12 protein-coding genes and 1 tRNA gene are annotated in these 11,719 nt (G+C 37.6%); 4 read left to right on the top strand and 9 right to left on the bottom strand.

Features of this window, described 5'->3' with window-relative positions:
* Nucleotides 1–16: 16 nt before the first annotated feature.
* Nucleotides 17–181, bottom strand: a complete 165-nt coding sequence (locus HQN83_RS18560) for a hypothetical protein (RefSeq protein WP_173092154.1) — start codon at nt 179–181, stop codon at nt 17–19.
* A gap of 240 nt (nt 182–421) precedes the next feature.
* A tRNA-Arg gene (locus HQN83_RS18555) sits at nt 422–495 on the bottom strand.
* Between the two features lie 223 nt (nt 496–718).
* On the opposite strand from HQN83_RS18555, the gene HQN83_RS18550 reads away from it, so the two are divergent.
* From HQN83_RS18550 to HQN83_RS18535, 4 genes are read left to right on the top strand one after another with little or no spacing between them, the layout of a single operon-like run.
* Nucleotides 719–1,144, top strand: a complete 426-nt coding sequence (locus HQN83_RS18550) for a hypothetical protein (RefSeq protein WP_173092152.1) — start codon at nt 719–721, stop codon at nt 1,142–1,144.
* A 44-nt stretch (nt 1,145–1,188) separates the two neighbouring features.
* A complete protein-coding gene (locus HQN83_RS18545; protein ID WP_173092150.1) occupies nt 1,189–1,884 on the top strand; it encodes a hypothetical protein in 696 nt (231 codons plus the stop codon).
* An 18-nt stretch (nt 1,885–1,902) separates the two neighbouring features.
* On the top strand, nt 1,903–3,825 hold the full coding sequence (locus tag HQN83_RS18540) for a PAS domain-containing hybrid sensor histidine kinase/response regulator (protein ID WP_173092148.1): 1,923 nt from the start codon (nt 1,903–1,905) through the stop codon (nt 3,823–3,825).
* A 15-nt stretch (nt 3,826–3,840) separates the two neighbouring features.
* Nucleotides 3,841–5,520, top strand: coding sequence for a PNGase F N-terminal domain-containing protein (locus HQN83_RS18535; RefSeq protein ID WP_173092146.1), 1,680 nt, complete (start codon nt 3,841–3,843; stop codon nt 5,518–5,520).
* Between the two features lie 119 nt (nt 5,521–5,639).
* Here HQN83_RS18535 and HQN83_RS18530 read toward each other — a convergent pair whose 3' ends face one another.
* The 7 genes from HQN83_RS18530 to HQN83_RS18500 form a co-directional block, all read right to left on the bottom strand.
* Nucleotides 5,640–6,272, bottom strand: a complete 633-nt coding sequence (locus HQN83_RS18530) for a hypothetical protein (RefSeq protein WP_173092144.1) — start codon at nt 6,270–6,272, stop codon at nt 5,640–5,642.
* 185 nt (nt 6,273–6,457) lie between these two features.
* Nucleotides 6,458–6,916 carry a QcrA and Rieske domain-containing protein gene (locus HQN83_RS18525; protein WP_173092142.1) on the bottom strand — a complete coding sequence of 153 codons (459 nt, stop codon included), beginning with the start codon at nt 6,914–6,916 and terminating at the stop codon, nt 6,458–6,460.
* A 17-nt stretch (nt 6,917–6,933) separates the two neighbouring features.
* Nucleotides 6,934–7,872 (bottom strand): DUF5777 family beta-barrel protein, encoded by a 939-nt coding sequence (locus tag HQN83_RS18520; RefSeq protein ID WP_173092140.1) that lies wholly within the window; start codon nt 7,870–7,872, stop codon nt 6,934–6,936.
* Between the two features lie 8 nt (nt 7,873–7,880).
* Complete coding sequence (locus HQN83_RS18515) at nt 7,881–8,435, bottom strand: YceI family protein (RefSeq protein WP_173092138.1); 555 nt, start codon at nt 8,433–8,435, stop codon at nt 7,881–7,883.
* 290 nt (nt 8,436–8,725) lie between these two features.
* A complete protein-coding gene (locus HQN83_RS18510; protein WP_108205690.1) occupies nt 8,726–8,902 on the bottom strand; it encodes a histone H1 in 177 nt (58 codons plus the stop codon).
* Between the two features lie 136 nt (nt 8,903–9,038).
* Nucleotides 9,039–10,121 carry a Gfo/Idh/MocA family protein gene (locus HQN83_RS18505; protein WP_173092136.1) on the bottom strand — a complete coding sequence of 361 codons (1,083 nt, stop codon included), beginning with the start codon at nt 10,119–10,121 and terminating at the stop codon, nt 9,039–9,041.
* On the bottom strand, nt 10,103–11,557 hold the full coding sequence (locus HQN83_RS18500) for a Gfo/Idh/MocA family protein (protein ID WP_173092134.1): 1,455 nt from the start codon (nt 11,555–11,557) through the stop codon (nt 10,103–10,105). Before HQN83_RS18500 ends, HQN83_RS18505 begins: the two co-directional genes overlap by 19 nt.
* Nucleotides 11,558–11,719 lie beyond the last annotated feature (162 nt).

The raw sequence follows: 11,719 nt of genomic DNA, 5'->3' as shown, positions 1-11,719 counted from the left end.
TATTGACGATCGTCAGTTATTCACTTAAAGGCATAGAGCGCTTTAAGAATTCCATCGCCTTTGAGGGAATTGTAGGATTGCTATTATAAATAATTGATTTTCCTGAGAAGTTCTTTCTTCGTGGCTTAATATGTATGCACAAACTCATGTCAGGCAAAATAGGGAAGATTGCTCGTTTCATAATAGGGAGTTAATATTGAACAGTTATATTTGGTTACAACACAATTAACGGATTGATTACTTCGCTATAATTGTATCAACAATATAAAAAACATAATATTAAATTCCAAACATTTTAAAGATAAGCCAATTAGTTTTGGGATTGATCCCACTTAGACAATGTAGTTCAGCATTTTTTTAGGGCAAAAAAAAAGACGACGTCTGGAGCAACGTCGCCTTTAATTAAGAAATAAATTTCTCGTACCCTGGAAGGGATTCGAACCCCTGACCCACGGTTTAGAAAACCGTTGCTCTATCCAACTGAGCTACCAAGGCTTATCCCCTTAAGGAGCGCCAAAGATATAAAAACATACCAATAAGCGCAAATCTATTTTAATAATTTTCTAAAAAAACCTGTTCAAAAAAGTATAACTAAGATTACCAGATAGTTAAGAAATACCCAGAATTGGGGATTTTTCCCTAACGCCTATTTGATTCTTTTTGTTTTGCTTTATCAAGGAGGTAAAGCAGTATCATTTTATAAATTAATCAATACAACATGATGAAAAAAATTACGCTTTTTACCTTAATTGTCGCACTCTTCACAATTACGGGCTGTAAAAAAGACAAAGAAAATGGAAAAGAAAACTCAAATACCATTGTTGGTAAATGGATATCTTCCAGCATTTGGGAAATTACTTATAAAAATGGGAAAGAAATTAACCGGGATGATGATACACAGGATAACCTGATGGTTGAATTTAAATCTGATGGTACCGGAGTTAGTCAAATAGATGGTGAAAGCAGCAATTTCACTTATACACTTAAAGATGGCAAACTAATATTCAAAACAGAGGGTGAGTTTGATGAGTACAAAATTAAAAGTTTGACAAATTCCGAAATTGAGTTATACCAGGAAGAATCAGAAACAGAAGATGGAGTGGATTACAAATATGTAGTTGAGATTAAGCTCAAAAAACGATAACCCTATATCATCATAAATTTGTGCCTCAATAAAACGAGGCACAAATGTTGCATATCCTAAGCACTATAACTAAGGATATGACCAACCAAAAAATAGTTAGAACTGAAACAGCAGAAGTGCTATTATTTGACCTTAATCAGGAATTAGGTGAAATAAAAATTGGCCTTGGAGTTTCATTTTGCCTTCATAAAGGTAAGCTCTGCGTTAGCGAAACCCCCTTCCTGAGCCTAAATCTATCTCCTATTGAGAACATTACAATAGATAATGGCACGCTCCAGTTTGATGCACTATTCTCTGAAAAGAACATTCACTTTGTTATAAAATCCGAATGCCCTGGTGCCGAAGGATTAATGCTTTTCATTAAACAACTAAGTGAAAAACCAATATTACCAGCCCCTTCTTTTAATAATTCAATTTATCTTCAGGTAGATAGTGGGGAACTTTTGCTACGATTAGAGGACTCTAAAACCAATAATCGCATTTTGATTACCTATAGCAATACTTATGGAAACCATATTATACAACGTTTCCCTGAACCATCTAAACGCTATAAAATTGAATCTTGTAATCTTACTAACGATATACTGACAGTACAATGTGGTGGCCACGATTTGTATCAGGATCACACTCCGGTTAACCCAGAACTGAACACCACATATCAATGGCATTTGGTATTTCAGTCTGATGTGCAGAAAATAATCAATGAATTAATCAGTACAAATATTGGTTCCAATTCCTAAATCCCAACCTAATGAACTATGGATAATAATGCTCGCAATTTACAACCTCTAATTGAAGCGCTGGATGATGTAATCCTGGAATTAACTGAACTAGCTGTCATTAAACAAGTTTGGGCTAAGGATAAAACCAAACTATTTTTACCTCCTGAATTCTTTATCGGTAAAAGTATTCCTGAAGTTTTTGGGGAATTTGGGAACATCTTCATTAAATGTATTGATGACCTTTTGAGTACAGGAGAAAGACAACAATGTGTGTATCCTGATTTTGACAAAAGCAAACATTTATGGTATTGTGCAAAATTTCAAAAAATTGATTCTTTAGAAGAAGAGGCTAGAATAATATGTATAATCGAGGATATTACTGCTAAAAAAGAGCTGAATGATCAACTTGAGAAAAATAGCTTAGAGTTAAAAAGAATTAATGACTTACTGGAAATAGGGCACGAAATATCTAAAATGGGTGGTTGGGAATACGACACTATAGAGAAAGAGCTATTTTTAACCAAACAGATTTATGAAATTAATGAGTCAGACGAGGATATTGTAATCAACTGCAACAATATGACTGAGTCATTTGATAAAGAAAATAAGGTAAAATTATTAAAAGCATTAAGAAATACGCTAAGTGAAAATATTGCCTTTGATTTAGAGCTTGAGCTAATAACCGCCAAAAGAAACAAAAAATGGGTACGGATATCTGGCGTACCAATAATGAAAAACCAAAAGGTGCGAATATTCAGAGGAATATTAAAAGATATTACTGAGATTAAAAACAACCAACTGGAGCTCATAGAAGCCAAAAACCTGGCCGAACAAGTTGCCAGAAAGCGGACAGAAACGCTATCAATCATGAGCCACGAGATCAGAACGCCTTTAAATGCTATTATTGGTATAAGCAATCTGTTGGATCAGGCCACTTTCTCTAACAACGATATAAAGGAATACGTTGATCATTTAAGGTACTCGTCTAACCATTTGTTACATCTGATAAATGACATTTTAGACCTCGAAAAAATCGAATCCAAAAAGATGGAGTTAAATGAAATCCCTACAAATTTAGTGTCTCTTGTAAACAACGTTTACAAGCAGTTTGTACCATTTGCTAAAACCAAAAACCTTAGTTTAAACTTCCATCATGATCATCAGATACCTAAGTCTCTATTAATAGATGATCTAAGGATAAGCAGAATATTAAATAATCTGATTGGGAATGCCATTAAATTCACTGAAAAGGGAGAAGTAAACATCATATTAAAAACAATAGTTGATCAGCATCAACAAGCAAGCATTCTTTTTAAGATATCCGATACCGGCATTGGAATTCCCGAACATCTTCATAACCTGATTTTTGATAAGTTCCATCAGGTAAACCAAGATTCTCATAGACAACAAGAAGGAAGCGGATTAGGGCTAAACATCACCAAAGGATTGGTGAGGCTTTTTGACAGTGAAATTCGTTTAACTAGTAAGCCTAACGTTGGCTCAACATTCGAGTTTAAAATTGATTTCAAGAAGTGTTTACCCTTACAACCTGAACAAAAAATAGAATCTTTAGAATTTGATTTCCCTCCCCTGCCCGACTTTAAACTGTTAATCGTTGATGACAACGCCACCAATCTACTAGTTGCATCCCGTCAATTGTATCAGTTTGGAATTAATGCCGATAAAGCAGACAATGCGTACACTGCTATTGAATACCTAAAAAAAGAGCGGTTTGATGTTGTCCTGGTAGATCTTCATATGCCTGGTATGGATGGCTATCAGTTAGCTAAATATATACAGGACAATTATCCTGAAACCAAAGTCATTATTTTCACAGCAGATGTTCTTGAAGAAGTGAGATTCAGGCTAAAAGAAATGGGCATACAATATATCCTATCCAAACCATTTAAACCTGAAGAAATGTTTGATCTGTTTTTAGAGGTACTCGAGGTAAAATAATTATCTTTATGCCCTATGAGAGTACTTCTAATAGGGTTTGCGCTGCTTTTTATAACTGCGCCATCGTTTTCACAAATAAACACTAAAGCTACTGAGGCTGTAGTTACTTATGGATTCCGTAATAATGGAAAAGATTCAAAGGCTGAACAAAAAATGTTCATCAAAGGCAATCAGATACATTTGGTTTCTCAAGGCCGTCAAACTGAACAGCAATACCTACAAACTGCTCAAAAAGTCACTTATCAAATACAGAACAGCAATGGTATTAGCTACACTCTAAAAAAACCTTTTTCAGAGTACATAAAGGCAGAGCTTCTACCGGGAATTGATACCATACTTGGCATCCCTTGTAAAAAAGCTAAGGTATTTGTTCGTTCAAACACTATTGAGGTTTGGTACACTAATGACCTCAAAATTAAAGGTACTCCAAGTATTTCCATTGCTCCAGGCTTAGGTTTGGTACTTAAAACCATTCGTAACGGGAACTCTGAAACCATCGCTAAAAATATTGAATACCGTACAGTAACATCGGAAGAGCTTGCGTGGCCAAAAACATGGGGTACTATGTTGGATGAACCGGCTTACCAACGACAAGTGATTGAAAGCCGCTACACTACGCTTACCATTTTCAACAATGAGCAAATCAGCTTTGGTAATAAAACTGAAAACCCTGTTGGTGAGCAATCCAATCTTACTTATCATTTCTCTGGTGGAACCATTATTTTAAAGAAGGTAAAACTTCCAGCTGCAAAGGCTGGTCAACAGCTGTTTGTTGAATTAGCACAACATTCTAATGGAGATGCATATGATCGCACAGGATCAGTTTTTATGATTCCTACCGATAAATCTATCACTTATCTTAATGCCCTTCAAAATGGCATTCAGGCATTGCCTATATACTCAGCAAGAAATGGCAAGAAATACCAGGGAGTTACGGCTACAGAGAACTATTTACCTCCACTTGAGCTAATGCGATTCTTCACCTCTTTTGGTGTAAACCATTTCAATGCCCAGGCAAAAATAAAAGGATACAATTGGGCCGATTCTGTTGTATATAAACAAGAAATCACTTCTCTATTGCCAAGTTTACAAGGAGAAGTATGGATTGGTGTTTTTATAGGCAACTATGATAAAGGCGGTCATAAAGCTAGCTTATATTTCAAATACTACCCAGGTTATGAAGGAGAAAGCCAAAAAGAAGAGAAGAAATGGTTGATGCCAGCTTTTAATACTACGAACTTAATGGAGATGTCTGGCCAGGAATACGGTACAATGTTCGATCAGGATTCTCTTACCGTAACCGTTGATATCCCTCAGGGCGTAAAAAACCTTAAACTAAGATATCTTACAACCGGTCATGGAGGCTGGGGCGGCGGTGATGAATTTGTCCCAAAACAAAATGAGATTTTTGTTGATGGCAAAAGAGTTTACCATTTTATCCCATGGAGAGAGGATTGCGCAACTTACAGATTCTTAAACCCCGCTTCGGGTAATTTTGGAAACGGATTGTCATCTTCTGATCTTAGTCGGTCCAACTGGTGTCCGGGAACAATCACCTTGCCTGTCGAAATTCCACTACCAGAGTTAAAGCCCGGTAAACATACGATACAGGTAGCAATACCAATAGGAAAGCCTGAAGGCGGAAGCTTTAGCGCCTGGAATGTATCAGGAACACTAATTGGCGATAAAGAATAGTATAAAAGATGATGTAGGAATACAAAAAAATACGTCGAAAAAGCAAAATCGCCATTCTGAATTTGTTTCAGAATGACGATGAGTGTCATCAAAGAGATGAAAGAAGCTTAATAGATTAACTATTGAGCTTCTTTTTTAATATAAGTTTTATTACCGTTTTTGTTGATGTAATATTTACCTCCACGTGGGCCGGTATAAACAACCTCCGAATTCGGACCTTTTAAGGCTTTATCAATAGTTGGTTTATAATCTTTATTAGCTGCAGTGGTAACCGCAGTTGTTGTTTGTTTCTTAGCAGCTGTTACGGTTGTTTTAGTTTCCTTTACAGGAGCCTCTACTTTTTCTTTAGCAGCTGTTGCTGAAAAACGTTTGTCAGGCGTACCGTCTTTTTTAAGCTTCACATCACTTGCTGCAGCGGCAGTTTTTGCAAATCTTTTATCAGGTGTACCATCTTTTTTTAACTTAACTCCTGCAGCTGTGGTTGTAACTTTGGCTTCGGTTTTTACTGTAGTTGCTTCTTTTTTAACCTTAACTGTTGCATCTTTTTTTGCAGCAGTTGCTTCTTTTTTCGCGTCAGCCTTAGCCTTTGCAGCTTCCTTCTTTGCATCAGCCGCGGTTTCTTTTGCTTTCGAAGTTTCTTTTTTAGCTTTTGCTGTTGCCACCTTTTTAGCAGTTGCGGTTTCAACAGTTTGAGCCATACCTAAGCTCACACAGAAGCTCAAGATGGCAATTAGTGAAAGTAGTTTTTTCATAACTTTTTTAAATAGCTGATTAATCTTAATTACCCTGCTGTTAGTAGCCGAATAATACTATACAATTTACACATATCGTACCAAGAATTAACTAAAAACTCAAATAAATATTTTCATTAAAAGAAATGAAGGCCACAAAAATGAAATATCATTTCGGTGGCCTCGCTATCTCCCTCTCCCATCAACTACGCAATTGTAGCTGTAAGTTTTGTTCCGCTAATGGCAGTACTATATATTTTTAATGTTCTGGTGTTCCCAGATGACCCTTGTGGCCCCTGAAGTATACTTCCACTTGTTGAATATTCAGAAAAATGCAATTGACATTGTATGAAATTATCAGTTTGTTTCCATACTAAATCGCCACCTTGGTGAGGACAAATAGCTTCAGTAGCTACAAAAGCAGCTGTAGTATTACCGGCAGCAATTCTGAAAAACAGTACACCGTTAGCTTTTGCCTGGTCACCAATAGCCTTTAATTGAGTAGCAAGATCCACAGTAGCTTTGTTATTATCTCCGCCACCTGCTCCTGGGTCTGGTTTGTTTTCAGGTCCACCCCCACTTTTCCCACAACCCGAAAAACATGATCCTGTGCAAACCAGTGCAAGACCCAACCCTAATGATTTGATAAATTCCTCACGTTCCATAATTTTTTGATTTTAGTTTAGTAAATTTTTGATTTCTTATCTGGATCCTCGTTTTTAGACTTAAACAGGGTAAAATTTCTTGATATGGTAAAGCCAAAACGCACCCCACCTTTACTCCATGATTTCTTAGTATTTGGAATAAAATTATTTTCAACTATATATTCAGAATTCATAAAGTTTAAAGAGAAAATATGACCACCTGTTTCTATTTCAAGACCAACACCAAATGGATTGTAGTAAGCCTGCGTTAAATCCTTAGGTCTCGATAATCCATTTACCACGGTATAATCTGCAATAAAAGAAAGTCGTTTTGTTATTTTCATCCTTCCAGCAAAGCCCACAGAAAAGAGGTTCTCAGGGTCTCTAGTATCCTCAGGAGCCCTTCTTATTAAAAGAGCGGGCATTACCTGTAATGAAAGTCTTGACGACAGCTTACGGGATATAATAGATTGAAAGAAATACGAGAACCTGTCACTATATTTTGCAAACTCACTATCACTCAGCGGTTCTCTTGCAACCCAGCCCATCTGTGCAAAAAGGGTCATATTAATAGGCATAGACTCATTGGTTTTCTGTCTCAAAAGCCTGTACTTACCCGAAAAATTATAGAGTTCATCTTGTTTACTTCTTCCAACTGCAACGGTAAACCTATCTGATACACCATAGTCCAGTCCTATAAATAAATCGGAAGCTACATCCAAGCCATATAGCGTGTGGGCGCTTCCGAAACGACCACCGATATCGCCAAAATGGTGACGAATCCTAAGATCAAGGTCGTGCTTCTTCTGTGTTTCGCTCGAGTGAGACAACACAACGTGAGTTGATTTAAAGGCTGCATCTACTGTGGTAGCCACAGCTCCACTATCCAAAGCTTTCAATAATGAGTCCGCTTCTTGAGCCTGGGCATGCAGTGTAAAAAGCGAAAAGGAAATGAGTAAATATTTAATCTTATTCATGAGTTTGGTTATTTTAATGGATTCAATTTGCCTTCTGCTTTTATGGTGATGAACTCTGCAATCTTGGTAAACACCAGTTTTGGTATTTTAATATCATGATCTACACAAGCAACTTTAAACTCAGTACTGATTTGTACAACCCCATTACTTATTGTTACTTTCCCTGGAATTGTACGTTTTTTATCCACCCCGTGTACAGATAGTACACCTGTTACTGTTACCGCATAATCACCATCTTTACTAAAATCTACCGGCTGATCTATTACCCCTTTAAACTTTGCATAAGGATATTTATCACTTTCAATGTAATTCTCGTTAAAGTGTTCCTGCATCAGCTTACGATCAAACTCTAGAGTCTTAACATTAAGTTGAACAGCAATTTCTCTGCTTTTGGCAACAAGTACAGCGCTACCGTTATCACTTACCGCCCTAATGTCTTCAAGAGGTGTTGATGAGAACAAGCCTATCCTTAAATTCTTACTTAAAAAATTCTGTGCATTGGCACTAAAGTTTAGTAGCAGGAACGCCACCAAGAGTCGGAGTATTTTTGTTTTGCTGTTCATGATTAAAGGAGCTACTGCCTGGTTTAAGTTCTAATGAACTTATATCTCCTAAATACGAAGTGCAAAGCAACTTGGTTGCCTGAGGTTGTAAATAAATAAAGAGGCAAGATCGTTATCCTGAATTCATTTCAGGACCTCTAAAGAGAAAGAAAGCTCAACTAGTGTGAGGTCCTGAAATGAATTCAGGATAACGATCTTGCCTTTTTTGGATACCCTCTTATTTTGGATACCCTCTTAAAACAAAAAAGGCCTGCAATTTCTTGCAGGCCTTTCATATAATTCAAATAATACTATTTAGCATTTTTCTTCTCAGTAACCTCAGTACGGATATCCTGAGCAAGTCCTTTTAGATCTTGCATTGCTTTACGAACTCTAGTACCAGCTGCGCCGTTACCTGAATTATAAAATTTGTCTGCATCAGCTTCGATTCCAGCAATTAGTTCTTTTAGTTTTGAAAATTTTTCCATGTTTTTCTTAAGTTAAGATTTTAAAATATTTGATATAACGCTCTAAAGGTAATAATTATTGGATTTGCACCAAATCAATGTTTAAGAATCTGCCATCATTTTTTCCACATTCTAGCATGATTGTTAATAAAAATGACTATAGCACTACCATTTGTCCTGTTTTTACCGATTCATCGCATGCAAACGCGATTCTCAGGCTGTTTACAGCATCCTCAGTAGCATCAGTAAGGTCAAGATTTTCCCTAATCGCTTTCAAGAAAAAACGCTGCTCACGGTTGCACAATTCCTGATGATCGGGCTCATCTGTAAGATCAACCCACTCATTAGCCCTGGCAAATTCATCATCCTTATCCAGATCAGCATAATGAACTTTTATAGCTTCTGTTTTGGTATGAGAATCTATCGAATCAGAATTACCCGACTTTGATGCCTCTTTAGCAACTATAGATACAGCACCTTTTGGCCCAAAAACATCCTTAATAAAAAAGGCATTATCACTAACCATTGGTCCCCACCCTGCTTCATACCAACCTACAGAGCCATCCTCAAAACGAATTTGAAGCTGTCCGTAGTTATAATTCCAATCCGGTATTTCATCAGTTAGTCTGGCACCAATAGCGCTTACCTGAACCGGCTTAGACCTTGTCATCTGACACATTACATCAATATAATGTACAGCACAATCCACTATCGGACTCAAGCTTTTCATTAAATTACGATGTACGGTCCATTTAGGGCCATGACTTTGTTGATTCAGGTTCATTCGCATTACAAGTGGCTTACCCATTTGCTGCGAAAGCTCAATGAATTTCTCCCACGAAGGGTGATAACGCAAGATATAACCAACAACCAATTTCTTACCTGCTTTTCTAGCCGCTTCTGCAACGCGCTCTGCTCCTTCTACCGAATCAGCCAGGGGTTTCTCTATAAACACATGACAGCCGCTCTCAAAGGCTTTAATCGCAAAAGCTTCGTGAGTATCCGGATAAGTAGAAATGCACACAGCATCAGGCTTTGTAGCCTCTAGCGCTTCGTAATAATCGCTGAACAAGGGATAACCACCACCCAACTTTTCATTCAATACATATTTGCTCTCACCTGTAGAAACAATTCCACAAATCTCAAAGCCATCTAGATTATGATAGGCGGTAGCATGAGACTTTCCCATGTTGCCACAGCCAACTACTAAAACACGAAGATTTACACTCCCAGACTCCATCCTGAACGATAATTACGTTTAATAAATTGATTCACTTCATCAAAGTTAGTAACCTTAAGGTTTGCCTTATCCCAGATCAACTTAATATCTCTGCCAGGATAACTGATACCGCCATCAGCATTTTTTCTCTGAACATCAGTTCCTCTGATGGCCAAATTTCCTATTAACAAAGTTTCTGTAAGCGGACCAGCTATTTCAAATGGAGAACTTAATTCCATTTTTCCGTAACCTGCAATTGCCGCCTCAGCCCACTGTGTATAATGACCATCTTCACCACCCGGAACACGAGGAGTTTTCTTTTTAGTGTGATCTTCAGCGTTTCTAGATAAAGGTAATAACCTAGGATTAGAGCCGTAAACATCACAGATCATTTTTCCTTTAGTACCTTCAAATAGAACCCCATTGTCTCCAAATGCTTCATTTGGACCTAACTCAACAGGACGTACAGGCTTAATACCACCATCCATCCAGTGAAGTTGTAAATCGCCTTTAGTCTTTTTAGTTTCTTTAAAGGTCATGATAACATGACTTGACGGAGGACAACTTTCAGGGAAATAACCTCTTTGAAATTCATCAACATAAACACTACCTACGCTGCACTGAACATCCATAGGAGTATCTAATCCTAAAATTGTAAAAGGTGGTTCCACAAGGTGACAACCCATATCGCCAATTGCACCTGTACCATAGTCCCACCAACCTCTCCAGTTAAACGGAACCATTTTCTCGATATAAGGTTTATATGGGGCACTGCCTAACCATAAATCCCAATCCAGTTCTTTAGGCACAACCCCGTTAGTTGAAGGCCACGAAATACCCTGAGGCCAAACCGGACGGTCAGTCCAGCAATATACCGTATGTACCTTACCTATTAAACCGGCATCACACCAATCTTTCAATTGTCTTACACCATCACCAGAAGCACCCTGATTTCCCATTTGAGTAACAACCTTATAGCGCTTTGCAGCTTCGGTTAATTGACGCGCCTCATAAATATCATGACTCAATGGCTTTTGAACATACACATGCTTACCAAGCTGCATTGCAGCCATAGCAATCATAGCATGATTATGATCTGGGGTTGATACCACTACACCATCAATATTTTTAGCTTCCTTATCAAGCATCTGGCGATAGTCTTTGTAATACTTCGCCTTTGGGAATCTTTTAACAGATCCGGCAGCTCTCCTATCATCAACATCGCATAAGAATGCGATTTCTGATTTGCCACCTTTATAAATATTCTCTAAATCACTTTCACCTTTTCCACCAACACCTACACCCGCAACCATTAGTCTGTCGCTAGGTGCTAAAAATCCTTTTCCACCCAACACGTGTCGGGGTACAATCATAAAACCAGCGGCTGCAAGCGCGCTGGTTTTAATAAAGTTTCGTCTAGAATTATCTGTTGATGAGTTTAACTTATCTTCAGTCATGTTTTTATTGTTATATATTTTTTTCTATTTCTAGTTTTAATCGATCGTCATCCTGAATTTATTTCAGGACCTCGCACTCGCTAGTCCGATTTTCTCTTGCGAGGTCCTGAAATAAATTCAGGATGACGAGGAAATTCAGGATGACGATCCGTTGAAGCTAGA

Source organism: Pedobacter foliorum, from assembly GCF_013266735.1.
In the GTDB taxonomy this organism is placed as follows: Bacteria; Bacteroidota; Bacteroidia; order Sphingobacteriales; family Sphingobacteriaceae; genus Pedobacter; species Pedobacter foliorum.
Note: the sequence above shows the minus strand (reverse complement) of the source record. Positions and strands in the feature narration are given on the sequence as shown.

Bases quoted from the DNA above. Each gene is read 5' to 3' on its own strand.
- HQN83_RS18510 (WP_108205690.1), bottom strand. From the start codon at position 8,902: ATGGAAAAATTTTCAAAACTAAAAGAACTAATTGCTGGAATCGAAGCT.
- HQN83_RS18550 (WP_173092152.1), top strand. From the start codon at position 719: ATGATGAAAAAAATTACGCTTTTTACCTTAATTGTCGCACTCTTCACA.
- HQN83_RS18515 (WP_173092138.1), bottom strand. From the start codon at position 8,435: ATGAACAGCAAAACAAAAATACTCCGACTCTTGGTGGCGTTCCTGCTA.
- HQN83_RS18520 (WP_173092140.1), bottom strand. From the start codon at position 7,872: ATGAATAAGATTAAATATTTACTCATTTCCTTTTCGCTTTTTACACTG.
- HQN83_RS18560 (WP_173092154.1), bottom strand. From the start codon at position 181: ATGAAACGAGCAATCTTCCCTATTTTGCCTGACATGAGTTTGTGCATA.
- HQN83_RS18545 (WP_173092150.1), top strand. From the start codon at position 1,189: ATGTTGCATATCCTAAGCACTATAACTAAGGATATGACCAACCAAAAA.
- HQN83_RS18535 (WP_173092146.1), top strand. From the start codon at position 3,841: ATGAGAGTACTTCTAATAGGGTTTGCGCTGCTTTTTATAACTGCGCCA.
- HQN83_RS18505 (WP_173092136.1), bottom strand. From the start codon at position 10,121: ATGGAGTCTGGGAGTGTAAATCTTCGTGTTTTAGTAGTTGGCTGTGGC.
- HQN83_RS18540 (WP_173092148.1), top strand. From the start codon at position 1,903: ATGGATAATAATGCTCGCAATTTACAACCTCTAATTGAAGCGCTGGAT.
- HQN83_RS18525 (WP_173092142.1), bottom strand. From the start codon at position 6,916: ATGGAACGTGAGGAATTTATCAAATCATTAGGGTTGGGTCTTGCACTG.
- HQN83_RS18530 (WP_173092144.1), bottom strand. From the start codon at position 6,272: ATGAAAAAACTACTTTCACTAATTGCCATCTTGAGCTTCTGTGTGAGC.
- HQN83_RS18500 (WP_173092134.1), bottom strand. From the start codon at position 11,557: ATGACTGAAGATAAGTTAAACTCATCAACAGATAATTCTAGACGAAAC.